Genomic DNA, 23,257 nt, shown 5'->3' with positions numbered 1-23,257 from the left:
ATAAAACATTGATTGTTTGAAGCAAGTAAAAAAACACACTACAAATACTGTGGCTAATTTGCATAATGCAAGGCGGAATGCGACTATAATAAGAAATGCAAATTATAAATGGCTAGGATATGCAATCAAAAACGCTAGATAACAAATCGAAGTATTTGTTGATGGTAGAGGATACCGCTTCGGTAGCAGCTTTATATCGCTCGTATCTTACACCGCTCGAAATTGATATCAACATTGTCGGCACTGGCCGCGATGCAATCGAGAGTTTGAATCATCGAATCCCAGACCTTATTTTATTAGATCTACGTCTGCCTGATATGACGGGTATGGACGTACTATTTGCTGTAAAACAAAAATACCCTGAAGTTCCAGTTATCTTCATGACGGCTCACGGCTCTATCGATACCGCTGTAGAAGCGATGCGTCATGGCTCTCAAGATTTCCTTATCAAACCGTGTGAAGCCGACCGACTCCGTATTACGGTGAATAATGCGATCCGCAAAGCCACCAAGCTTAAAAATAGCTCGGAACACCCGGGAAACCAGAACTACCAAGGTTTTATCGGCAGCAGCCAAACCATGCAGCAGGTTTACCGAACTATCGATTCTGCTGCATCGAGTAAGGCGAGCATTTTCATTACTGGTGAAAGTGGTACCGGTAAAGAGGTATGTGCAGAAGCCATTCATGCGGCGAGTAAGCGTGGCGATAAGCCGTTCATCGCGATTAACTGTGCCGCTATCCCTAAAGACCTGATTGAAAGTGAGCTGTTTGGCCACGTTAAAGGTGCCTTTACCGGTGCGGCGACCGATCGCCAAGGTGCTGCTGAGCTTGCTGATGGTGGGACACTGTTCCTTGATGAACTGTGCGAAATGGACTTAGAGCTGCAAACCAAGCTGCTGCGCTTTATCCAAACCGGTACTTTCCAAAAAGTCGGCTCTTCGAAGATGAAGAGTGTCGACGTTCGTTTTGTGTGTGCGACCAACCGTGACCCTTGGAAAGAAGTACAAGAAGGTCGCTTTAGAGAAGATTTATACTATCGTTTATACGTGATTCCATTGCACTTGCCGCCATTGCGTGAGCGTGGTGAAGATGTCATCGAGATCGCGTATTCTCTGCTAGGCTATATGTCGGTCGAGGAGGGGAAGGCGTTTGTACGTTTTGCTCAGGAAGTACTTGATCGCTTTAATCAATATGAGTGGCCGGGTAACGTTCGTCAGCTACAAAACGTGTTGCGGAACGTGGTGGTTTTGAATAACGGCAAAGAGATTACTCTCAACATGCTTCCACCACCGTTGAACCAACCGATTGAAAACAGTCTGCGATTGAAAGAGAAGCAGAATGAAGACATCACGGTAAAAGATATTTTCCCATTGTGGATCACTGAGAAAACGGCTATCGAGCAGGCCATTAAAGCGTGTGATGGCAACATCCCTCGTGCGGCAGGTTTCTTAGATGTCAGTCCATCGACGATATACCGTAAGTTGCAAACGTGGAATGCGAAGCAGTAATCAACAAACAATAAGAAAATAATAATGACGAAAGTATTAAATCAGCAAAAAGTTGATGAGCTTGCCGGCGAAATAGGCCAAGAGAATGTCCCGGTTTTACTGGAAATCTTTTTAGGTGAGTTGAAAGGCTACCACGAACACCTAGAGATAAATAAAGAGTCGGATACCTCTAAGTACTTGGCTGATATCAGTCATGCGCTTAAGAGCAGCGCAGCAAGCTTTGGTGCGGATTCTTTGTGTAGTTTTGCGATTAGCTTAGACGCAAAAGTGAAGCAAGCGTTGCCTGTAACCGAGATTGATTTTCAAGATATGCAAGACCTCCTGTTATCGACGTACACTGAATATCAGCAGTTGATGACGGACCTTTAAAACAACGAGTTATTACTGAGATTAAAAAAGGAGCATCATGCTCCTTTTTTGTTGTTTGTCGCTTGAACCTATGGCTACGCCAACTGGGCTTCAATGGCTTGTTGAAGCTTCACACGGTCGTGTCGCCAATCTCGGTTTGCCGATGCAAGATCTGTGGTCACACAATTCCATTGCACTTCTAGTTCCGGGTGAGGTTCATTGCCTAACACGATGTCTATTTTCCTTGCCTTACAGGTACGTTCACACCACTCCAATTGCTCTTGAAGCGTCATTTTCCCTGCGGGACCGTGCTCTGGTGAAAGGTTTTCAACGAAGATAACTTTTGCCTTGGTGTTCTCAGAGATTGCTTTGCCAATCTCTGGAAGGAGAAGAGGGGGCATCACACTGGTTAAAAAGCTTCCAGGGCCAAGGACAATGCAGTCTGCTTGCTCAACGGCAGCAACGGCTTCTTTGGTTGCTGGCACTTCTGGAGACAAGTCCATCATGCGCAGCTTTTCCGTCATGTCATCAACGTTGGTTTCGCCGGTAACCCAGCGGCCGTCCATTGATAGAGCCGTGAGGTCTGAAGGATGCTCAGTCATCGGCACGATATTGACATCGACCTTGAGCATATTTCGAATCAGGTTAATTGCTTCCAATGGGCGAACGGAAAGGTTGTCTAACGCCGTCAGCATTAGGTTACCCAAGTTATGACCGTCTAGCTCACCTTGACCACGAAAGCGGTATTCGAACATCATCGAACTGATTGAAGGCTCTGTGATTAATTGGTTGATACAGTTGCGTGTATCTCCCCATGCGATGCCACCTTGGCAATCTCTAATACGTCCGGTGGAACCGCCGTTATCTGTCGTTGCAACAATGCCAGTTGCGTTGTTACCAAAGTCTTTTAATGCAGCTAACATGCGACCTAAGCCATGGCCACCGCCGATTGCTACGACTTTCTTTGAAGAGTAAATATTCATTTATTGTTCTTGTTAGGTTATTACCAACTATAATTTAGGTTAAATGCTTCTCGCTATATACTCAACAAGAGTTATTTTGAGCGTTTGATACGTTTTTTTTTGCCGATGTGACCCGTTTTTTACCATCAGAGCTAGATTCACGTACAAATATTAAGTATTTTATTACTCAGCTACTGCGCGTGTGAATATAACGCTCAGTTGCCATAACTCCGAGCTCTCGCATGCTAAGTCGCACAGTGGTATTTGCTGTACCGATACGCATCAAGAGCCAGTGACATGTTGTCACAAGGGCTTAATTGGAAATGATTATGCCTCCCGTGTTTGGAAAGGTGTTCCGTGGCGCAACAATTCGAAGATAGATTCCATCGCAAGTTTTATTACTTGCGCTTGTCGGTTACAGACGTCTGTAACTTTAAATGTACTTACTGCTTGCCAGATGGTTACAAACCGTCAGGGCAAAAAAACTCGTCTTTTTTAAGTGTTCCCGAGATCAAACGCGTTGTTAAAGCGTTTGCAGATTGTGGTACCTCAAAGATCCGCATTACAGGCGGAGAGCCGAGTCTGCGTAAAGACTTTCCTGAAATCATACATACCGTTGCTTCTACTCCAGGCATCGAAAAAGTAGCCACCACAACGAATGGCTACCGCATGGAGAAACAAGTAGGGCAATGGCGTGATGCTGGTTTAACCCATATAAACGTGAGCGTGGATAGTTTAGATTCGCGCATGTTCCATCAGATCACTGGTGAGAATAAGTTTACTGAGGTTATGCGAGGCATTGATAAAGCGTTTGAGGTTGGCTTTGAACAAGTCAAAGTCAACGTCGTATTAATGAAAGACCTCAATAGTCAGGAATTACCAGCCTTCCTTAATTGGATCAAAGACAAACCTATTCAATTACGTTTTATCGAGCTGATGAAAACCGGCGAGATGGACGAGTTGTTCGATAAACATCATGTGTCTGGCGTTGCGATTCGCAACCAGCTTATTGCTAATGGTTGGCTGTTAAAAGTCAAAGCCGTTAACGATGGCCCGGCGCAAGTGTTTGTCCACCCAGACTACAAGGGTGAAATCGGTTTGATCATGCCTTACGAGAAAGACTTTTGTGAGAGTTGTAACCGACTGCGCGTTTCTGCGACCGGTAAACTTCACTTATGTCTGTTTGGCGACCATGGTGTTGAACTGAGAGATCTGATTCAAGAAGATCAACAAGAGCAAGAACTCATTGATCGAATTCAGGCTCAGCTTCAAACCAAGTCCGTTAGCCACTTCTTACACGATGGCAACAGCGGCATGACTCCAAACTTGGCGTCAATCGGCGGTTAACCCGCTACACACTCTAAAGCATTTTATCGCTCAGCTTCTTCAGGCTGGGCGAATCAGTCTAATGAAAAATTTATATAGGTGAACAAATGGGTCACGCAGAAAGCAAATTCCAAGCAGCAAACATCGCAGTACTAACGGTTTCAGATACTCGTACAGAAGAAAACGACACTTCAGGCGGTTACCTAGCAGAGCATGCTAAAGAAGCGGGTCACAACGTGGTTGATAAGCAAATCGTTATTGATGACATGTACAAGATCCGTGCGATCGTATCTAAATGGATCGCTGATGAAAGCGTACAAGCTATCATGATCACGGGTGGTACTGGTTTCACTTCTCGTGACAGCACGCCTGAAGCGCTTAAGCCACTGTTCGACAAAGAAGTAGAAGGCTTTGGTGAGCTATTCCGTCAAGTATCTTACGAAGAGATCGGTACTTCGACAATTCAATCTCGTGCGATTGCGGGTTTTGCTAACCACACGGTTATCTTTGCGATGCCAGGTTCTACAGGCGCTTGCCGCACCGGTTGGACTAAGATCATCAAGCAACAGATGGATGCTAGCCACCGTCCTTGTAACTTCATGCCACACCTTTCTGTATAAGGCGGTTTGAGTATGAGCCAATTTACACACATTAACGCGTCTGGCGAAGCAAACATGGTCGATGTATCGGCTAAAGCGGAAACAGTACGTGAAGCGAGAGCGGAAGCCTTCGTTCAAATGTCGGCAGAAACGCTAGAGCTGATTGTCTCTGGTAGCCACCATAAAGGTGATGTTTTCGCAACGGCACGTATTGCGGGTATTCAAGCGGCGAAGAAGACGTGGGATCTGATTCCCCTGTGTCACCCTCTGCTATTAACTAAAGTAGAAGTGCAGCTTGAAGCTATCGAGTCTGAAAACAAGGTTCGCATCGAATCTGTTTGTAAGCTTGCGGGTAAGACGGGCGTAGAGATGGAAGCGCTAACGGCTGCTTCTGTGGCTGCGTTAACGATTTACGATATGTGTAAAGCTGTTCAGAAAGACATTGTTATCGAAAACGTGCGCCTGCTAGAGAAGACAGGTGGTAAATCTGGTCACTTTAAGGTGGAGTCATGATTACAGTACTTTTCTTTGCTCAAACTCGTGAACTTGTTGGTGTGGACAGCGTTGAAGTTGATGCACAATTTAAGACGATTGAAGCGATTCGTAGTCATCTTGTGACACAAGAAGGCAAATGGGATATCGCATTGGAAGAGGGGAAGCTTCTGGCTGCACTTAACCAATCAATCGTACCTCTGACAGCTGAAGTGAAAGACGGCGACGAAGTGGCTTTCTTCCCACCAGTGACTGGAGGCTAAGCATGGATCCAAGAGTATTAGTGACAGCTGAGGACTTCTCGGTAGGCGACGAATACGACTACTTGGCTCAAGGTACAGCTGCCGGAGCGATTGTGACGTTCGTTGGTAAAGTTCGCGACATGAACCTTGGCGACAATGTGATTGGTTTGTCTCTGGAGCACTATCCGGGTATGACAGAAAAATCACTGAGCGAGATCTGTGATCAAGCTGAGGCACGCTGGCCAATCCAAAAGATGCGAGTTATCCATCGTGTTGGTGACCTAGATATCGGTGACCAGATTGTTTACGTTGGTGTATCCAGTGCACACCGCGGTGCGGCCTTTGAAGCGTGTGAGTTTGTGATGGATTTCCTAAAAACCAAAGCGCCGTTTTGGAAGAAGGAACGCACCACTGAAGCAACTCGTTGGGTTGACTCTCGAGACTCAGACGCGAAAGCTGCAGAGCGTTGGGAAAAATAATCACCCAAGGTTACTCACCTTCAGAACGAATATTAAAAGCCGACTATTAAAGTCGGTTTTTTTGTACGTGCTACAAAGCTATTTATAAATAAGTGGTGTATTAATAAATGGTTAATCATTCAAGTTGCATATAAATTCGGTACGTGATTTTGCCTGTCTTGGTGCATTTCTAAATCTGTTTTGGTGCAGCGCATTATGCTGTTTTGTATAAAGTGATAACCCTCACAAATAGTGTAGTCTGTTTAGGTGATATGTGATGTGCAATTAGATTTCATGTGGCATTAATGTTAATTTGCGCTCAGTGCCCTAGCATAAGATGCTAAAAAAAAGTATCAACACAGATACATCAACACTAAAGGCTGTTTTTTAATGAGCCCCTCTACGTAACTCACTATCGATTGGGGATTTATTAGATACTTACACTGATTCCTTGAGTATTTCGGAGAATTATCCGATTTTTTGCGACTTGTTTATGGCAAATTACTTCAATGGTTGATAGTGTGTGCCTCAATCTTTGTATGGTTTTAGGTTTTTATGCTTAATTTTTTAGCTAAATAAACCTAAATCACTGCCGTTCAGTGAACCAAGCAAAGAAGTCATGGATGCAATACATAAAACTTGGAGTTTATTTAATGTACAAGAATAAAATCACACGTACCCTTCTTGCGGGTGCAGGACTATCTCTTGCTCTAACTGGTTGTGGCGACAAGCCAGAGGAAAAACAAGCCGTTCAACCCAAAGCTGAGCCTCAATCTACAGAAATCAAATATGCAGACGTGCAAGAGTTAGTTCGTGGTAACGGTACTGAAGTAGCAACAATTGACCCTCATAAGTCACAAGGTGTACCAGAGTCTCACGTAATTCGTGATCTTCTAGAAGGTCTAGTGAACCAAGACGGCGACGGCAATACTATCCCTGGTGTTGCGGAAAGCTGGGAAACGACAGACAACAAAACATTCACTTTCCACCTACGCAAAGACGCAAAATGGTCTAACGGCGATCCTGTAACAGCTCAAGATTTCGTATACAGCTGGCAACGTGCAGTAGATCCTGCAACGGCTTCTCCATACGCTTGGTACATGGAATACACCAAGATGGCGAATGCGAAAGACATCGTAGCGGGTAAGAAAGATAAGAGTGAACTAGGCGTTAAAGCAGTGGATGCGAACACTCTAGTTGTTGAATTAGAAACAGCGGTACCATATTTCGTAATGATGATGGGCCACACAACAATGAAGCCAGTACACCAGACAACTGTTGAAAAATACGGTGACCAGTGGACTAAGCCAGAGTACTTTGTTGGCAACGGCGCATTCTCTGTTGATCATTGGGTTGTTAACGAGCGTCTAGTACTTAAGCGTAACGAGCAGTACTGGGATAATGATAAAACAGTTCTTAATAAAGTAACGTTCCTACCAATCGAAAACCAAGTAGCGGAAATGAACCGCTTCCTATCTGGTGAAATCGACTTCACAAACGAACTTCCAACTGAGCACTTCAAGCGCCTTCAAAAAGAGCACGCTGAAGATGTATCTGTAGCGGGTAACCTATGTACTTACTACTACATCTTCAACACGAAGAAAGCACCGTTTGATGATGTTCGTGTTCGTAAAGCAATCTCTTATGCAATCGACCGTGATATCGTAACTGACGCAATCCTAGCGCAAGGTCAAAAACCTGCGTACTTCCTAACACCTGAAATCACTGCTGGCTTCAACCCTGAGCTACCTGCTTACGGCAAGATGTCTCAAAAAGAGCGTAACGCAGAAGCAGCACGCCTTCTTGAAGAAGCAGGTTACGGTAAAGATAACCCACTTAAATTCAACCTACTTTACAACACTTCAGAGAACCACAAGAAGATTGCTGTAGCGCTAGGTTCGATGTGGAAGAAAACACTGGGTCTTTCTGTAACACTTGAGAACCAAGAGTGGAAAACGTACCTATCTTCTAAAGATTCTGGTGACTTCGAAGTAGCACGTGCTGGTTGGTGTGGTGACTACAACGAAGCGTCTTCGTTCCTGACGCTAATGAAGAGTAACAACACTACCGGTGGTGTTCACTACGACAGCGCGGCTTACGATAAGATCATCGATAAAGCACTTAACTCAACTTCAGAAGAAGAGCGCAAAGCACTTTACCTAGAAGCTGAGGCGCTAATGGCAAACGACATGCCAATTGCTCCTATCTACCAATACGTGAAATCTCGTCTACTTAACCCGCATGTTGGTGGTTTCCCAATCAACAACGCGGAAGACAAGATCTTCTCGAAAGACCTATACATCAAAGCTCAATAATAAGCTTCGATTCTAAAAAGTTAATATAACTATAACTATAACGATACAGGCACTACATGCGCAGGGCGCGCATGTAGCGTCTTTCTAATTTTAATTGTCACAGACTGAAAGAGTGAGTTTATGCTTAAATTCATTATGAAAAGGATATTTGAAGCGATTCCAACCATGTTGGTGTTGATCACTATATCTTTCTTTCTCATGCGTTTCGCACCGGGTAACCCGTTTTCAAGCGAGCGTCCATTACCGCCAGAAGTTATGGCTAACATCGAAGCTAAATACGGCTTAGATAAACCAGTGTTTGAACAATACACCACGTATTTGACAAATATCTTACAAGGTGACTTCGGTCCCTCTTTTAAATACCAAGATTACACAGTAAATGAGCTGATCGCGGTTGCACTTCCAGTATCTGCGAAGGTAGGTTTCGTTGCTTTTATCTTCACATTATTGATGGGGGTAACGGTCGGAACCATTGCCGCCTTGAAGCACAATACCTGGGTCGACTACACCATAATGTCGACCGCCATGCTCGGGGTGGTGATGCCATCCTTCGTGTTGGCACCGGCGCTTATTTACCTTTTCTCCCTGCACTGGAACATATTCCCAGCAGGTGGTTGGCATGGCGGTACATTCATGTACATCGTGCTGCCTGTTATCGCGATGTCTCTTCTATACGTAGCAACCTTTGCTCGTATTACTCGCGGTAGCATGATTGAAACGCTAAACAGTAACTTTATCCGAACTGCTCGTGCAAAAGGCCTAAGCTACCGTTATATCATTCTAAAACATGCACTTAAGCCAGCAATGCTGCCTGTTGTTTCTTACATGGGACCTGCGTTTGTAGGTATCATTACAGGTTCTGTTGTTGTTGAAACCATCTTCGGCCTACCAGGTATCGGCAAGCTGTTTGTTAACGCCGCGTTTAACCGTGACTACTCGCTAGTAATGGGTGTAACCATCTTGATTGGTTTCCTATTCATCTTGTTCAACGCAATCGTTGATATTTTGCTAGCGCTAATTGACCCGAAAATTCGCTACTAACAGGGACGCATGGTTATGTTGAAGAAAAAAGAAAATTTAGAAGCGATCGAAAAGTTCTCTGAGAGCTTAGAGATTGAAGGTCGTAGTTTGTGGCAGGACGCGCGCATTCGTTTCATGCGAAACAAAGCTGCGATGGTGAGCCTGTGCATTCTTACGCTTATGGTACTGGCAGTTATCTTCTTACCAATGCTGGCTCAGTACACTTATGATGATACTGACTGGTACGCAATGCACGTTGGTCCGAATGCGGATCACTGGTTTGGTACAGATAGCTTAGGTCGTGATTTGTACGTTCGTACTCTTGTCGGTGGCCGCATCTCATTGATGGTTGGTGTGATGGGTGCCTTCGTAGCGGTACTGATTGGTACGCTTTACGGTGCAGCTTCAGGCTTCATCGGCGGTCGTACTGACCGAGTGATGATGCGTATCCTAGAGATCTTGTACGCAGTACCATTCATGTTCCTAGTAATCGTACTGGTAACGTTCTTTGGTCGTAACATCGTCCTAATCTTCGTTGCTATTGGTGCGATTGCTTGGCTAGATATGGCGCGTATTGTACGTGGTCAAACGTTGAGCCTACGTAGTAAAGAGTTCATTGAAGCTGCACACGTATGTGGTGTAAGCAAATGGAAGATCATTACACGTCACATCGTACCGAACGTACTGGGTATCGTAGCGGTTTATTCTACGCTGCTTATTCCAAGCATGATCCTTACAGAATCATTCTTATCTTTCCTTGGTCTTGGTGTTCAAGAGCCTATGACAAGCTGGGGCGCATTGCTTCAAGAAGGTTCGCAAACAATGGAAGTTGCAATCTGGCAATTGACATTCCCTGCGGCATTCATGGTAGTTACGCTGTTCTGCTTTAACTACGTAGGTGATGGTCTGCGCGACGCGCTTGATCCAAAAGACAGATAACGAAATAGCAATTAAAAGCTATAAAAGATTAAGGAAGCAATAATGAGCTTATTAGATGTCAAAGATCTGCGCGTCGAATTTACCACGCAAGATGGTATCGTAACCGCAGTAAACGACTTGAACTTCTCACTTAACCAAGGCGAAACGCTAGGTATTGTTGGTGAGTCGGGTTCAGGTAAATCACAAACGGTATTTGCACTGATGGGGCTGCTGGCTAAGAACGGCATCATCTCAGGCAGTGCAAAGTTTGAAGGTAATGAAATTCTCAACCTGCCTGAAAAAGCACTGAACAAGGTTCGTGCTGAACAAATCGCGATGATCTTCCAAGATCCAATGACCTCACTGAACCCTTACATGAAAGTAAGTGATCAGCTGATGGAAGTACTTATGCTGCATAAAGGCATGGGTAAAGCAGAAGCGTTTGAAGAATCAGTACGCATGCTTGAAGCGGTGAAAATTCCTGAAGCTCGTAAACGTATTACCATGTATCCGCACGAATTTTCGGGCGGTATGCGTCAGCGTGTGATGATCGCAATGGCACTGCTGTGTCGTCCTAAATTGCTTATCGCTGATGAACCAACAACGGCACTGGATGTAACCATTCAAGCGCAAATCATGGAATTGCTGAACGAACTTAAAGATGAGTTCAATACGGCAATCATCATGATCACCCATGACTTGGGTGTTGTTGCTGGCTCATGTGACAAAGTACTTGTGATGTACGCGGGTCGTACAATGGAATACGGCACGGTTGATGAAATCTTCTACGAGCCAAGCCACCCATATGCGGAAGGCCTGCTTAAAGCGATTCCTCGTTTGGATACCGAAGGTGAAATTCTACCGACGATTCCAGGTAACCCACCTAACTTACTTCGCCTACCAACAGGTTGTCCTTACCAAGACCGTTGTCACCGTGTAATGGACCGTTGTAAGCAAGAAGCACCGATTTTGCAGCCATTTGCTAAAGACCGTCAGCGTGCTTGTTTTTCAGATTGGGAGACTTGGACAAAATGAGTAAAGAATTACTATTAGATATTAAAGACCTGAAAGTTCACTTTAGCATTGCAGCTAAGTCTGCTTGGCCTTGGGCAAAACCATCAAACCTTAAAGCGGTTGATGGTGTTGATGTTCACCTTTACGAAGGAGAGACTCTGGGTGTAGTAGGTGAGTCTGGTTGTGGTAAGTCGACTTTTGCCCGTGCGATTATCGGCTTGGTTGAAGCGACTGAAGGTCAAGTGATGTGGTTAGGTCAAGACCTAACTAAGATGCAGGAAGTGAAGCGTCGTGAGACTCGTAAAGAGATTCAGATGATCTTCCAAGACCCGCTAGCATCGCTTAACCCACGTATGTCAGTAGGCGATATTATTGCTGAGCCTCTAGAGACTTTCTTCCCTGAACTTTCTAAACAAGAAGTGAAGGACAGAGTTAAAGAGATGATGGCAAAGGTTGGTCTACTACCCAACGTAATCAACCGTTACCCTCATGAATTCTCTGGTGGTCAGTGTCAGCGTATTGGTATTGCACGTGCGCTTATCTTGAAACCTAAGATGATCATCTGTGATGAACCTGTTTCTGCACTGGATGTATCTATCCAAGCTCAAGTAGTTAACCTTCTGAAGGAGCTACAAAAAGAGCTAGGTTTGTCTTTGGTATTCATCGCGCACGATTTGTCGGTTGTTAAACACATCTCTGATCGCGTATTGGTGATGTACCTAGGTAATGCGGTAGAACTTGGTGAATCAGATGCATTGTTCTCTGATCCTAAGCACCCATACACCAAAGCGTTGATGTCTGCAGTTCCAATTCCAGACCCACGCTTAGAGCGCAGCAAAACCATTCAGATGTTGGAAGGTGATCTCCCATCGCCAATCAATCCGCCATCAGGTTGTGTGTTCCGTACTCGTTGCCCACAAGCAACAGAGGCGTGTGCGCAAACTAAGCCAACGATTCAAGGCGATGACGTTCACGCAGTATCTTGCTTGCACGTACAAGTCTAGAGCCTATTTAAAACGGTTCAGCCTGTGACAGGCTTAAGCGCGACTAGTTATTAGAGTCGCGCTTTTTTTGTCTTAGGCTTATTGGTTCGCTCAACAAGCTTCATCAAAATATTCGAACAACTAAGCCAACTTCTTCTAGTTTTGAAAAAGTTGGCTTTTTTTATACTAGAGAAAAGTTTCGATGACAGAGGTTTGGATATGGGTAAGTTAGTTGAAGGTGTTTGGCACGATGTGTGGTACGACACCAAAGAAAGCGGTGGTAAGTTTGTTCGTGAAGATGCGGGCTTTCGTCACTGGATAGAGAACAAACCGGGCGCGCAGTTTGAGCCTGAAAGCGGCCGTTATCACTTATACGTATCATTGGCTTGCCCTTGGGCGCACCGAACCCTTATCTTCCGTGAGCTGAAAGACCTAACCGATCACATTGACGTGACGGTTGTTTGCCCAGACATGATGAGTGAAGGTTGGCAAATGGGGTTACCTGAGCCTCTATTCGGTCATACCCGAATGCATCAAATTTACACTCAAGCCAAACCGGATTACTCGGGCAGAGTAACGGTGCCTGTGTTGTGGGATAAGAAAACCAACACCATTGTGAGTAACGAGTCGTCTGAAATCATCCGCATGTTCAATTCAGAATTTAATGAGTTAACAGGCAACACCGATGATTACTACCCGTGGGAGTTGTCCAAGAAGATTGATGAGTGGAATGATTATATCTACCCAAACATCAACAACGGCGTATACCGAACCGGCTTTGCGACAACACAAGAAGCCTACGAAGAGGCGTATGAAGCGTTATTTGAAGCGTTAGATAAAGTGGATGCGCATCTTAGTGAGAAACGTTATTTAGCGGGAGAGCAGATTACTGAAGCGGATTGGCGGTTGTTCACGACTTTGGTTCGATTCGATGCTGTGTATGTGGGTCACTTCAAGTGTAACAAGCAACGAATTGCGGATTACAAACATATCCAAGGTTATCTAAAAGAGCTCTATCAAATAGAGGGTATTAAAGAGACGACGGATTTCTACCACATCAAGCGCCACTACTATTACAGCCATACGGGCATCAACCCGACTCAAGTGGTGCCTAAAGGGCCTGATCTGGATTTAGATTCGCCTCACGGACGTGGTTAGAATCATTAATTAATCCGCTTTTCTTCAGGCGTAAAAAAACCCTAGATAAACATCTAGGGTTTTTGCTTTCTGAAAAAGAAAATTAGTTAACTACTTTTTCTTCAGTTTGCGCAGCTTGGTCTGCTTGGATAGCCGTTAGAGCTACTGTGTAAACGATATCGTCTACTAGAGCGCCACGAGACAAGTCATTTACTGGCTTGCGCATACCTTGAAGCATTGGACCGATAGATACTAGATCTGCTGAACGCTGTACAGCTTTGTAAGTCGTGTTACCCGTGTTTAAGTCTGGGAATACGAATACTGTCGCTTTACCTGCAACTGGAGAGTTAGGCGCTTTAGAAGCGGCTACGTTTTCCATGATTGCTGCATCGTACTGTAGAGGACCGTCGATCACTAGATCAGGACGCTTCTCTTGAGCAAGTTTCGTTGCTTCACGTACTTTATCTACGTCTGCACCCTTACCAGATTCACCAGTAGAGTAAGAGATCATAGCAACGCGTGGGTCGATACCGAATGCCGCAGCAGAATCTGCAGATTGGATAGCGATTTCAGCAAGCTGTTCAGCTGTTGGATCTGGGTTGATCGCACAGTCACCGTATACAAGAACTTGATCAGGCAGAAGCATGAAGAAGATCGAAGATACGATAGAAGCATCAGGAGCAGTCTTGATGATCTGGAACGGAGGAACGATAGTGTTCGCCGTTGTGTGAACAGCACCAGAAACTAGGCCGTCAACTTCGCCAGCTTCAAGCATCATAGTACCTAGGAATACTGAATCTTCTAGCTTCTCACGAGCAACAACTTCAGTCATACCTTTAGCGCCACGAAGTTCTACTAGACGAGCTACGTAGTTTTCGCGAACTGATGCAGAATCGATGATCTCAACGCCAGCGCCAAGCTCAACACCTTGCTGCGCTGCAACGCGACGGATTTCTTCAGGGTTACCTAGAAGTACACACGTTGCGATACCGCGCTCAGCACAGATAGCCGCAGCTTTAACTGTACGTGGCTCATCACCTTCAGGAAGAACGATGCGCTTAGCCGCTTTACGAGCAAATTCAGTTAGCTGGTAACGGAATGCTGGTGGGCTTAGACGACGGATGCCTTGAGTACCTTCAGATAGAGAATCAATCCAAGGGCCATCAATGTGGCTTGCAACGTGATCGTTAACGAACTCGATACGCTCTTTATCGTCTGCAGGAACTTCTAGGTTGAAGCTCTGTAGGTTTAGAGATGTCTGCCAAGTGTTACCTTGAGCCTTGAAGATCGGTAGACCTGAAGCGAATGCTGGTGCACAAAGGTTTGCAATGCTTTCTGGAATGTCGTAACCGCCAGTAAGCAGGATTGCGCCAATCTCAACACCGTTTTTCGCAGCAAGAGCCGCAGCAACGATAACGTCAGGACGGTCTGCAGAAGTTACTAGCAGTGAGCCTGGTTTGAAGTGCTCAATCATGTGCGGTAGAGAACGTGCACAGAAAGTGATGCTCTTAATACGACGAGTTGAGATTTCACCTTCGTTAACGATTTCAGCGTTAAGGTGCTTAGCCATATCAACCGCACGAGTTGCGATTAGATCGATGCTCCATGGCACGCAGCCAAGAACACGGATAGGGCTAGAGTTGAAGATTTGCATTACTTCAAGGTTCGCTTGCTGAGCGCTGTCTGCATCATCAAAGATTTCAGATAGGTCAGGGCGAGTACGGCCAGCTTCATCAACAGGAGCGTTAAGCTTGTTGATGATTACGCCTTTGATGTTTTTGTTCTTAGTACCGCCGAAGTTAGAACATGCTACTTCGATACGCTCTTTAAGCTGCGTAGGGTTGTCAGTACCAGGAGTCGCAACGAATACGATCTCCGCGCCAAGTGTTTTTGCGATTTCCGCGTTCACTTGGTTAGCAAATGGGTGCTTACGAGTAGGTACTAGACCTTCGATTAGCGTTACTTCTGCGTCTTTGTTGATCTTGTTGTATTGCTCAACAACTGACTCAAGAAGCTCGTCCATTTTTTCACTACCGATCAAAGCTTCAGCTTTAGTCATTGCGATTGGCTCACCAATCTTAATGTCGCTGTTTGCGCTGATGATAGTAGACGTTAGATCTGGTTGGTTACCACCGCTACGAGGCTGAGCGATTGGCTTGTAGAAAGAAACACTTACGCCTTTACGCTCCATAGCGCGAAGAACACCCATGCTAACACTAGTAAGACCAACACCAGCGCTTGTAGGGATAAGCATAATAGTACGGGACATTGACGAACACCTTTAACTATTGGAAATAAAAAAAGCTCAACTGCTATTCCCACCGATATTAAAATTGGGGTAGGAATAGAAGTTGAGCCCCATTTTCTTGATATGAAAAACTGACTAGCTTCGAGTGAAGCTAGTCAGGAAAATCAATTAAAGACCTGCTAGTTTCGCAGTGTCTTCAGCAATTACTAGCTCTTCGTTAGTAGAGATAACCATTGCAGGGATACGGCTGTTAGCTGTAGTGATAGTACCTTCGCCGCCGAAACGAGCTTTAAGGTTAGCTTCACCGTCAACTTCGATGCCGAAGATGCCTAGGCGGTTTAGAACCATTTCACGGATTGGGCCAGAGTTTTCGCCGATGCCGCCAGTGAAAGTGATTGCGTCTAGACGACCTTCTAGAGTCGCAGTGTAACCAGCTACGTACTTAGCTAGACGGTGACAGAACACGTCCATTGCACGAGTTGCTTCTTCTTTCTCACCGTAGTTGTCTTCAACGAAACGACAGTCAGAAGTCACTTCAGTTAGACCAGCAAGACCAGACTCTTTAGTTAGCATGTTGTTGATTTCTTCAACAGAGTAACCAAGTGCGTCGTGTAGGTGGAAGATGATTGCAGGGTCTAGGTCACCACAACGAGTACCCATTACAAGACCTTCAAGAGGAGTAAGACCCATAGAGGTGTCTACAGATTTACCGTTCTTGATTGCACATACAGAAGCGCCGTTACCTAGGTGACAGTTGATGATGTTAACTTCTTCAACTGGCTTGTTTAGTAGGCCTGCAACTTCACGAGTGATGAATAGGTGAGAAGTACCGTGCATGCCGTAACGACGGATGCCGTGCTCTTTGTACAGGTTGTACGGTAGAGCGTATAGGTAAGACTCAGAAGGCATTGTTTGGTGGAACGCAGTGTCAAAAACAGCAACGTTTTGTAGACCAGGGAAGTTCTGTTGAGCCGCTTCGATACCGATAAGGTGAGCAGGGTTGTGAAGAGGTGCGAAAGTCGCAGCGTCTTGAATACCCTTAAGAACTTCATCAGTGATAAGTGCAGAAGAAGTGAACTGCTCGCCACCGTGTACGATACGGTGACCGATAGCGCCAAGGTTAGCTTTAAGCTCAGGCTTAGAAGCAAGAATAGTTTCTACCATGAAAGATAGTGCTTCTACGTGAGCTGCGCCCGCGCCTAGTTGTGCTTCATGCTTGCCATCAAGTTTCCACTTCATACGAGCTTCTGGAAGACCTAGACACTCAGCAAGACCAGTTAGGTGCTCTGCACCTGTTTCTGCATCAACAACAGCGAATTTAAGAGAAGAACTACCACAGTTTAAAACTAAAACTAGCTTAGACATTAATGACTACCTGTTTATTTTTCTGATCGAAATCAGTTAAGGATGAAAATTAATCTCAAGAATAGTCGAAGCACATAGGCTTGCGTACTAACCTTGGTCAAAAAAACGTTAATTTCCGTATAAAGTGAAAGCGCTCTTTATCAAAAAGAGGCTTGTGCATTCCTTGCAGAAGTCTTCTCAAAGTTGCTTAAATTGTAAATAAGGGCAACAATGAGATTGAGGTCTGCAAATAATAGCGATATTGTGCAAATATAACAAAAAAATTTGAAAGAATATTATTTTTCGTCAAATTTTTGTGTTTTTAGTTGATGATTTCAACTTTTTTTTAATGGGAGACTCATATGAGCAATAGAGTTGGTTTAGCTAGTAGTTTAAAAGATGGCCAAAAGTACATGGATCTCTGGCCCGTCCGAAAAGAGTTAAACGCGATCTTCCCAGAACAACGCATTATTAAAGCGACCCGTTTTGGCGTGAAAGTGATGCCTGCGATTGCCGCTATCAGTGTTCTTACACAAATGGTCTTTAATAATTACCAAGCGATGCCACAGGCTGTGGTTATGGCTTTGTTTGCGATCAGCTTGCCGCTACAAGGTATGTGGTGGTTGGGCAATCGCTCAAATACACAACTTCCGCCGGCGCTAGTATCGTGGTACCGCGAACTGCATGAAAAGATCACTGAAACGGGTTTTGCGTTAGAGCCTATGAAGCCGCGCCCTCGCTATAAAGAATTGGCAATCATTTTAAATCGTGCCTTTCGTCAGTTAGATAAATCCTCAATGGAGCGTTGGTTCTAAAGAATCCCAGCTCTCCCTCTTGTCTGAGAACAACTATTCATCTTCTATAGCTTGTTCTCAGATTTGCTCCTCTTTTTGTTACCTCGCTTACTTTCCGTTTAGCTTACCTGTCCTTATTCACTTGGTTTCTTACCTTCCTCCGAAGTCAATATAACCTTTCTCACATAACTCGAGCCTTGTTGTATTTTTGTTAAATATCACTTCAAGTTATCAATGGTTACTGGTAATAATGTCAATAGTGATTTTGATGTTGTTCTCTTTGAGCGAGTAATGACGGGTAGAGCTTGATTCAGGGAGCGATAATGAGTTCTGTAAGAAAGGTATTGGCAGCGGTTTTAAGTTGCTTGATGTTGCTATGGACTGGCAATGCAATGGCAAACGTTGCCAAAGTGTCGGTTTCACAAGTTGTTGACCATCCAGATCTGAATGCGACACGTTTAGGGCTTCTTGAAGGATTGAGAGCCAATGGTTATGAACCCGGTAAGAACTTAGAATTCTCCTATGAAATGGCGAATGGTAACCCGGCTCAGGCAGCCAAGATTGCCAGAGAGCTCGTCAGTGAAAATCCACATGTACTTGTTGGTATCGCGACACCGACTTCACAAGCCTTAGTGTCGGCGACTCGCTCGATTCCTATCGTGTTTACCGCGGTTACGGATCCTATCGGCGCTAGGCTCGTTAAACAATTAGAAAAGCCGGGGCGTAATGTCACGGGGCTTTCTGACTTATCTCCGATCACTCAGCATGTGTCATTAATCAAAGAACTGCTCCCTGAAGCTAATTCAATCGGTGTAGTTTACAACCCAGCAGAAGCAAATGCCGTTGCGTTAGTTGGGTTATTGAGAAAGGCAACTCGAGATTTCGGTTATACACTTCACACCGAAAAAGCGCTGACTGTTGACGATGTCGAAGCAAAAGCAGAATCCATTGCTAAGAAGTCCGATGTTATCTATGCCTTGACCGATAATACGGTTGCAAGCGGCATGGAGGGTCTTATCAAAGCGGCTAACCATGCAGATACGCCAGTCGTCGCAGGCGCCACATCTTATGTCGGAAAGGGAGCGATTGCTGGTTTAGGTCTAGATTATTATGATGTTGGGGTTCAGACCGCGGATTATGTCGCAGCCATTCTGGAAGGACAGAAGCCCGGGAAGTTGAGTGTCAAAACTGCGCAGAGTTCTCAGCTGGTGGTCAACCTAGATGCTGCTCGTGAGCTTGGCGTGACAGTGCCTCAATCTGTGATTGAGCGTGCGGTCATTAGCCGGTGAATTGAGTTTGGTGTTAGGTGAGCTAATAGGCCATAAGTCATATTATTAACAGCATTGAAATGGGCTCAGATAACAAACTCACCTGCTCTATATGTTGGCGCTTCTCTATTTTATTCATTTGTAAGCGGTTATTTGACCGTTAGGTGTGTCGTTAATATCAATTTACATTATTTTACGTCGAGCGAATTGCCGATTAATGTAATAATATTAACGGGGAAAATGAAAATAGCTGAACGCTAAGAGCACATTATATGAAAGTAAATAGGCACTTTAGCCTAACCTTTGTCTTCGGGTTTCCCGCTGTGATCGCCGCAATGTTACTTGGCCTAATAGGAAAGAATCATTTTGATTTGGTGAAGAAAGACATTGGCAGTGAATTCCAGCGTATTGAAGAGGTGTTCAAACGAACCACAAAGGTGGTGACAGCCTTAGACTACAGCTTCTCCAACTACTACAAATCAGGAAGCCCTCTCTTTCTTGAGCACAACAAACAAGTTGTGGATGGTCTTTGCCAAATTTGGCTTATTGATGTATTGCTACTTGCCGACGGTAAAACCTCAGACATTCCCTCTGTCGATATCGACTATATGCTAATCGGTCAAGAGTCTCTTTGTTCTGAAAGCAGTGATAGTTATAAGAGCGCGTCAGAAAAAATAGCGTTAGCTCCTATTCTTTCATTTTTATCCCAGCTTGATGAATACCATGCCGGCGTGCACTTTATTGATACGAGCGGCTATGTGATCTCTTCACCTGAAGGTTTTGCCAAAGGGCTGAGCAAAGAGTTACTCTCGACCATAAAGAGTCGTCCTTATTGGCAGAAAACTGCCAACAACCCTGACCAACTCACCCTTTCAGGCCCTGGTTATCGTTTTGATTCCCTTGACCGTATAATCAGTATGACGATCCCTGTATTCCATAAAGGCGTTCACCAAGGGATGCTGTCGGTGGATATTAATGCTGACAAGCTGCTCGCAAACTCGAATGAGCATCTTGCAGGTCGGATCGATATCATTGATACCACTTTAGCGACTCCGGTAGATTCTGCTGCTTTTTATCACGAGATCAAACTGGATGGTGTCTCGTCTCACCATGCGATGTATTACAAATTAGACATCGCGAAAGAGGTTGAGCACTTTTTCGTCTACGAGAAAGACAGCCTTATTGTTGCCATCATTGTGTATCTGTTCTCAGTAACCATCTTCTTCTACGTCAATTCCAATATTGAACGTGGTTACTTCAAAGATCTCGCAGCCAAAGACCCTATGACAGGGTTATTGAATCGTCGTGGCTTAGAAGCGTTCTGGCGCAGTGTAGAGCACGATCAACTGTTTGCATTAACCGTCTTCGATATTGATGATTTTAAGTCAATTAACGACACCTACGGCCACGATAAGGGGGATGATGTGATTCGTTATATGTCGCGTCAGATCAGCAACAGTATTCGAAGCAGTGACGTTGCAGCACGGTTTGGCGGTGAAGAGTTTGTCGTTTATATGAAAGGCGAAGATCGTGAAACTTTGATGAGAACATTAGAGCGAGTGAAGAATGCGATTTGTTCCACTTCAGCCGACATTATTCCAAATGGATTTACGGTGTCTGGCGGTGTCTGCATTGTTGAAACTGAGCAAAGTAAACTTAACTTCGATGAGATATTTAAGTACGCCGATGAAAAGCTGTACGTGGCTAAGACGACGGGCAAAGACCGTCTTAAATTTTAACCACGTTATTGAATCGATGCTTTGTATGAAAATGAAAATGAGAATGAAAGAGGGAAGAGCGAACGTGTCTACCAAGCAAAGCTTATTTGCACCGGTAAACACGTTTGTAGCGTTGGGTATTTAACCCTAAACATAATCTTAAACAGGTTGGCGGCGTTCTTCTTGATAACGCTGAAGGCGTTCTACAATCGGTGGCGCCTTTTTGAAAGTACGAATTTCTTTAAACAGTTCGTTCGCTTCAGGGTAGCCTTTACTTAGATAAACAAACCACTGCTTCACTCTATTGGGGTAGTACATGCCTTTGTCCCCTTTAATTTGAAACTCTGAATAGCGCAGCAAAAGTTCAATGACTTTATCCCACGGCATTTTCTGGTGGTTGTGCTTAACGACGTTACCAAGGTTTGGAATATTGAAAGCACCACGGCAGACCATTAATGAATCGACGCCTGTTGCTTCTATGCAATCTTGACCATCTTGATAGTTCCAGATCTCCCCATTAGCAATCAACGGCAGAGATGTTTTTTCTCTTATTTGATTGATGAAGTCCCATTTGATTTCGCTGGCTTTATAGCCGCCAACTTTGGTTCTTGCATGCACGGTGAGTTCGTCAGCTTTGGCTTGTTCGATGGCATCGACGATTTCAAAGCACTCTTCCGGATGCTCCCAACCTAATCGAATCTTTGCGGACACAGGAATGTGTGCCGGTACCGCTTCTCGACAGGCGTTCACCACTTGATAGATGAGCTCTGGCTCTTTTAGCAATGAAGCGCCACCATTACTTTTGTTGACCGCTTTTGCTGGGCAACCAAAATTAAGATCGATCCCTTTCGCGCCTAAGCTAGCAGCTTGAAAAGCATTCTCGGCCATCCAATTTGGGTGTTGCCCTAGAAGTTGGAGATGGATTGGCACACCAGCCATGGTCTGAGAGCCTTGATGTAGCTCAGGGCAAATACGGTGGAACACATGCGGGGGAAGAAGTTGATCTACGACGCGCACAAACTCTGTCACACAGAGATCGTAATCATTAATCTCTGTGAGAATTTCACGCATTAGGTGGTCTAGAACGCCCTCCATAGGGCCAAGTATTACGCGCATGTTGCTTTACCAAAACTGAATGAACCGAAAAATTCGAGGCGTGATTGTACGGTGTGCTTACAGAATTGTCACTATGAGTGTGGTGCATGTCTTAATGATGGTTTCGTCTCTTAATAGCGACATCTTTGGGAGGATGGCGTTATAATATCGAAAATGCCCAATATCCAGAGCTTTCATGACATATCAATTATTAAGCCTACCAGAATCAATCACTGACATTACTCCGCAGTTTATGGAAGGTGCAATCCTTGCCTCTAACTTAGCGACCAAACCACTCGATCCAGAAGAGTGGCTGGTTATCGTTGCGCCTGAAGCGGGTAAAGAGCTGGTAACAACGGTAACAGAACAGATTAATCGCCAGCACAACCTGATTCAGCGTAATGAATACCTATTAACAGACGTACTGGCTGAAGGTGACTTTAACGAACAGTTCGCTGATTTTTCTGAAGGCTTCATGATGGTTTGGCCAACAGTGGAAGAGCAGTGGCAGAGCGTGACAGTCGCGGATGGTACTCTGCGCATGTTGCAAGCGCTCTTAACCACCTTGATGCTTGCGATTGATGAAGAGCAAACTCAACAACAAATGATCGCTGCAGGGCTTACTAACCCACCATCGCTTGCCGATTTAGTGGGTCAAGTCGATCTGATGATCTCAGAAGTGGCAATGGCAGCGGATGAAGCTATGTTGGGCAATAAGTCCCAGAGCGTGAACCCGTTTAAAGACATTGGTCGAAACGACCTTTGCCCTTGTGAAAGCGGCAAGAAGTTTAAACAATGCTGCGGTAAAAGCAGCTAATCACGGCTTGTTGAGCAACTTAGTTTGTGTGAATAACAGACTCTCTTAATATGTTCAAAAGTTTAAGTAATAAAAAAGTCGACCTTTGGGTCGACTTTTTTGTTGTCCAAGTGTCAACGGCTTACTGCAAGTCCTTTTTCGACTTCACAAATTGAGAAATAACCACAATACCGAAAGCAACCAAGTTACCTGCAAAGATAATTACTAGCCACTGAGGCATAGAAAGATCGAAGAACTGCCACACAACCTTGCTGCAATCGCCGTAAGCCTCAAACATCCACGGAGCCCATTGGTTTAAAGGCGCCCAGCTAGGGAAGGTTACGAATAAGTCGCAGGTTGCGAAAGGGGACGGATTGAACTGGTAATCGACGTGCTCTAGAGCAAGCATCAAACCTTTGTATGCGCCAAATCCCCAGCTAGCAAGGCCTAACCAGCGTGATATTGGGTTATTCGGGGCAATCGCACCAATCATGGCGGCAACACCGATAGCGAGCATAGCAACGCGCTCATAGATACACATCACGCAAGGACCAAGCATCATCACGTGTTGGAAGAAGAGAGCGCACGCTTCAAAAAAGACAATAAAAGCCAGCAGTAAAAGCCAAGATAAACGTCCCTTAGAGAAGTCTTTAAGCATTGCAAAAAAGTTCA

Annotated in this window: 22 protein-coding genes and 1 riboswitch; of the genes, 17 read left to right on the top strand and 5 right to left on the bottom strand. The window is 44.9% G+C overall.

Features of this window, described 5'->3' with window-relative positions; translation table 11 throughout:
- Window positions 1-119 precede the first annotated feature (119 nt).
- Complete coding sequence (gene luxO, locus AB4263_RS06185) at window positions 120-1,508, top strand: quorum-sensing sigma-54 dependent transcriptional regulator LuxO (RefSeq protein WP_004734031.1); 1,389 nt, start codon at window positions 120-122, stop codon at window positions 1,506-1,508.
- A 24-nt stretch (window positions 1,509-1,532) separates the two neighbouring features.
- Window positions 1,533-1,877 carry a quorum-sensing phosphorelay protein LuxU gene (gene luxU / locus AB4263_RS06180; RefSeq protein ID WP_372097885.1) on the top strand — a complete coding sequence of 115 codons (345 nt, stop codon included), beginning with the start codon at window positions 1,533-1,535 and terminating at the stop codon, window positions 1,875-1,877.
- A 74-nt stretch (window positions 1,878-1,951) separates the two neighbouring features.
- Here luxU and AB4263_RS06175 read toward each other — a convergent pair whose 3' ends face one another.
- Entirely contained in the window at window positions 1,952-2,839 is an 888-nt protein-coding gene (locus tag AB4263_RS06175) for a YvcK family protein (protein ID WP_017062178.1), read from the bottom strand.
- Window positions 2,840-3,034: 195 nt separating this feature from the next.
- Window positions 3,035-3,187: riboswitch (molybdenum cofactor riboswitch) on the top strand.
- Here AB4263_RS06175 and moaA point away from each other — a divergent pair.
- The 11 genes from moaA (at window position 3,176) to AB4263_RS06120 (ending at window position 13,343) form a co-directional block, all read left to right on the top strand.
- A complete protein-coding gene (gene moaA, locus AB4263_RS06170) occupies window positions 3,176-4,165 on the top strand; it encodes a GTP 3',8-cyclase MoaA (RefSeq protein WP_009848642.1) in 990 nt (329 codons plus the stop codon). (Overlaps the previous riboswitch by 12 nt.)
- 86 nt (window positions 4,166-4,251) lie before the next feature.
- Entirely contained in the window at window positions 4,252-4,764 is a 513-nt protein-coding gene (gene moaB, locus AB4263_RS06165) for a molybdenum cofactor biosynthesis protein B (RefSeq protein WP_004734027.1), read from the top strand.
- A gap of 12 nt (window positions 4,765-4,776) precedes the next feature.
- On the top strand, window positions 4,777-5,256 hold the full coding sequence (gene moaC, locus AB4263_RS06160; RefSeq protein ID WP_004734026.1) for a cyclic pyranopterin monophosphate synthase MoaC: 480 nt from the start codon (window positions 4,777-4,779) through the stop codon (window positions 5,254-5,256).
- Window positions 5,253-5,498, top strand: coding sequence for a molybdopterin synthase sulfur carrier subunit (moaD, locus tag AB4263_RS06155; protein ID WP_017063465.1), 246 nt, complete (start codon window positions 5,253-5,255; stop codon window positions 5,496-5,498). The genes moaC and moaD overlap by 4 nt, the downstream gene beginning before the upstream one ends.
- A gap of 2 nt (window positions 5,499-5,500) precedes the next feature.
- A complete protein-coding gene (gene moaE, locus AB4263_RS06150) occupies window positions 5,501-5,956 on the top strand; it encodes a molybdopterin synthase catalytic subunit MoaE (protein WP_102332513.1) in 456 nt (151 codons plus the stop codon).
- Window positions 5,957-6,588: 632 nt separating this feature from the next.
- Window positions 6,589-8,250, top strand: coding sequence for an ABC transporter substrate-binding protein (locus AB4263_RS06145; RefSeq protein WP_372097883.1), 1,662 nt, complete (start codon window positions 6,589-6,591; stop codon window positions 8,248-8,250).
- A gap of 120 nt (window positions 8,251-8,370) precedes the next feature.
- Window positions 8,371-9,291, top strand: a complete 921-nt coding sequence (gene oppB / locus AB4263_RS06140) for an oligopeptide ABC transporter permease OppB (protein WP_017062174.1) — start codon at window positions 8,371-8,373, stop codon at window positions 9,289-9,291.
- A gap of 15 nt (window positions 9,292-9,306) precedes the next feature.
- Complete coding sequence (gene oppC, locus AB4263_RS06135) at window positions 9,307-10,209, top strand: oligopeptide ABC transporter permease OppC (protein WP_012603543.1); 903 nt, start codon at window positions 9,307-9,309, stop codon at window positions 10,207-10,209.
- 42 nt (window positions 10,210-10,251) lie between these two features.
- Window positions 10,252-11,223 (top strand): ABC transporter ATP-binding protein, encoded by a 972-nt coding sequence (locus tag AB4263_RS06130; RefSeq protein ID WP_012603544.1) that lies wholly within the window; start codon window positions 10,252-10,254, stop codon window positions 11,221-11,223.
- Window positions 11,220-12,206: a murein tripeptide/oligopeptide ABC transporter ATP binding protein OppF gene (oppF, locus tag AB4263_RS06125; protein ID WP_017062172.1), complete on the top strand. Its 987-nt coding sequence runs from the start codon at window positions 11,220-11,222 to the stop codon at window positions 12,204-12,206. The genes AB4263_RS06130 and oppF overlap by 4 nt, the downstream gene beginning before the upstream one ends.
- A gap of 198 nt (window positions 12,207-12,404) precedes the next feature.
- On the top strand, window positions 12,405-13,343 hold the full coding sequence (locus AB4263_RS06120) for a glutathione S-transferase family protein (protein WP_102321139.1): 939 nt from the start codon (window positions 12,405-12,407) through the stop codon (window positions 13,341-13,343).
- An 82-nt stretch (window positions 13,344-13,425) separates the two neighbouring features.
- On the opposite strand, the gene pta is transcribed toward AB4263_RS06120, so the two are convergent.
- Both pta and AB4263_RS06110 read right to left on the bottom strand, forming a co-directional pair.
- Window positions 13,426-15,591, bottom strand: a complete 2,166-nt coding sequence (gene pta / locus AB4263_RS06115) for a phosphate acetyltransferase (RefSeq protein WP_372097881.1) — start codon at window positions 15,589-15,591, stop codon at window positions 13,426-13,428.
- A gap of 147 nt (window positions 15,592-15,738) precedes the next feature.
- On the bottom strand, window positions 15,739-16,935 hold the full coding sequence (locus AB4263_RS06110; protein ID WP_017062169.1) for an acetate kinase: 1,197 nt from the start codon (window positions 16,933-16,935) through the stop codon (window positions 15,739-15,741).
- Window positions 16,936-17,276: 341 nt separating this feature from the next.
- Between AB4263_RS06110 and yfbV the strand changes: the two genes are divergently transcribed.
- The 3 genes from yfbV to AB4263_RS06095 all read left to right on the top strand — a co-directional run bounded on the left by yfbV (window position 17,277) and on the right by AB4263_RS06095 (window position 20,715).
- The gene (gene yfbV / locus AB4263_RS06105; RefSeq protein ID WP_017062168.1) at window positions 17,277-17,729 is read left to right on the top strand and encodes a terminus macrodomain insulation protein YfbV; all 453 of its coding nucleotides are present in this window, start codon (window positions 17,277-17,279) and stop codon (window positions 17,727-17,729) included.
- A 302-nt stretch (window positions 17,730-18,031) separates the two neighbouring features.
- Window positions 18,032-18,997 (top strand): ABC transporter substrate-binding protein, encoded by a 966-nt coding sequence (locus tag AB4263_RS06100; protein ID WP_017062167.1) that lies wholly within the window; start codon window positions 18,032-18,034, stop codon window positions 18,995-18,997.
- Between the two features lie 251 nt (window positions 18,998-19,248).
- On the top strand, window positions 19,249-20,715 hold the full coding sequence (locus AB4263_RS06095) for a sensor domain-containing diguanylate cyclase (protein WP_136981693.1): 1,467 nt from the start codon (window positions 19,249-19,251) through the stop codon (window positions 20,713-20,715).
- 138 nt (window positions 20,716-20,853) lie between these two features.
- Here the strand turns inward: AB4263_RS06095 and dusC are convergent, their stop codons facing one another.
- Window positions 20,854-21,810, bottom strand: a complete 957-nt coding sequence (gene dusC, locus AB4263_RS06090; protein WP_017069187.1) for a tRNA dihydrouridine(16) synthase DusC — start codon at window positions 21,808-21,810, stop codon at window positions 20,854-20,856.
- Window positions 21,811-21,985: 175 nt separating this feature from the next.
- On the opposite strand from dusC, the gene AB4263_RS06085 reads away from it, so the two are divergent.
- Window positions 21,986-22,606 (top strand): YecA family protein, encoded by a 621-nt coding sequence (locus tag AB4263_RS06085; protein WP_017062164.1) that lies wholly within the window; start codon window positions 21,986-21,988, stop codon window positions 22,604-22,606.
- A 121-nt stretch (window positions 22,607-22,727) separates the two neighbouring features.
- Here AB4263_RS06085 and dsbB read toward each other — a convergent pair whose 3' ends face one another.
- On the bottom strand, window positions 22,728-23,243 hold the full coding sequence (dsbB, locus tag AB4263_RS06080; RefSeq protein WP_372097895.1) for a disulfide bond formation protein DsbB: 516 nt from the start codon (window positions 23,241-23,243) through the stop codon (window positions 22,728-22,730).
- Window positions 23,244-23,257: the final 14 nt, after the last annotated feature.

Origin of the sequence: Vibrio sp. 10N.261.55.C5 (assembly GCF_041470505.1) — a bacterium.
Classification (GTDB): domain Bacteria; phylum Pseudomonadota; class Gammaproteobacteria; order Enterobacterales; family Vibrionaceae; genus Vibrio; species Vibrio crassostreae_C.
Note: the sequence above shows the minus strand (reverse complement) of the source record. Positions and strands in the feature narration are given on the sequence as shown.

Coding starts and splice junctions, on each gene's coding strand:
- luxO (WP_004734031.1), top strand. CDS start 120: ATGCAATCAAAAACGCTAGATAACAAATCGAAGTATTTGTTGATGGTA.
- luxU (WP_372097885.1), top strand. CDS start 1,533: ATGACGAAAGTATTAAATCAGCAAAAAGTTGATGAGCTTGCCGGCGAA.
- AB4263_RS06175 (WP_017062178.1), bottom strand. CDS start 2,839: ATGAATATTTACTCTTCAAAGAAAGTCGTAGCAATCGGCGGTGGCCAT.
- moaB (WP_004734027.1), top strand. CDS start 4,252: ATGGGTCACGCAGAAAGCAAATTCCAAGCAGCAAACATCGCAGTACTA.
- moaC (WP_004734026.1), top strand. CDS start 4,777: ATGAGCCAATTTACACACATTAACGCGTCTGGCGAAGCAAACATGGTC.
- moaD (WP_017063465.1), top strand. CDS start 5,253: ATGATTACAGTACTTTTCTTTGCTCAAACTCGTGAACTTGTTGGTGTG.
- moaE (WP_102332513.1), top strand. CDS start 5,501: ATGGATCCAAGAGTATTAGTGACAGCTGAGGACTTCTCGGTAGGCGAC.
- AB4263_RS06145 (WP_372097883.1), top strand. CDS start 6,589: ATGTACAAGAATAAAATCACACGTACCCTTCTTGCGGGTGCAGGACTA.
- oppB (WP_017062174.1), top strand. CDS start 8,371: ATGCTTAAATTCATTATGAAAAGGATATTTGAAGCGATTCCAACCATG.
- oppC (WP_012603543.1), top strand. CDS start 9,307: ATGTTGAAGAAAAAAGAAAATTTAGAAGCGATCGAAAAGTTCTCTGAG.
- AB4263_RS06130 (WP_012603544.1), top strand. CDS start 10,252: ATGAGCTTATTAGATGTCAAAGATCTGCGCGTCGAATTTACCACGCAA.
- oppF (WP_017062172.1), top strand. CDS start 11,220: ATGAGTAAAGAATTACTATTAGATATTAAAGACCTGAAAGTTCACTTT.
- AB4263_RS06120 (WP_102321139.1), top strand. CDS start 12,405: ATGGGTAAGTTAGTTGAAGGTGTTTGGCACGATGTGTGGTACGACACC.
- pta (WP_372097881.1), bottom strand. CDS start 15,591: ATGTCCCGTACTATTATGCTTATCCCTACAAGCGCTGGTGTTGGTCTT.
- AB4263_RS06110 (WP_017062169.1), bottom strand. CDS start 16,935: ATGTCTAAGCTAGTTTTAGTTTTAAACTGTGGTAGTTCTTCTCTTAAA.
- yfbV (WP_017062168.1), top strand. CDS start 17,277: ATGAGCAATAGAGTTGGTTTAGCTAGTAGTTTAAAAGATGGCCAAAAG.
- AB4263_RS06100 (WP_017062167.1), top strand. CDS start 18,032: ATGAGTTCTGTAAGAAAGGTATTGGCAGCGGTTTTAAGTTGCTTGATG.
- AB4263_RS06095 (WP_136981693.1), top strand. CDS start 19,249: ATGAAAGTAAATAGGCACTTTAGCCTAACCTTTGTCTTCGGGTTTCCC.
- dusC (WP_017069187.1), bottom strand. CDS start 21,810: ATGCGCGTAATACTTGGCCCTATGGAGGGCGTTCTAGACCACCTAATG.
- AB4263_RS06085 (WP_017062164.1), top strand. CDS start 21,986: ATGACATATCAATTATTAAGCCTACCAGAATCAATCACTGACATTACT.
- dsbB (WP_372097895.1), bottom strand. CDS start 23,243: ATGCTTAAAGACTTCTCTAAGGGACGTTTATCTTGGCTTTTACTGCTG.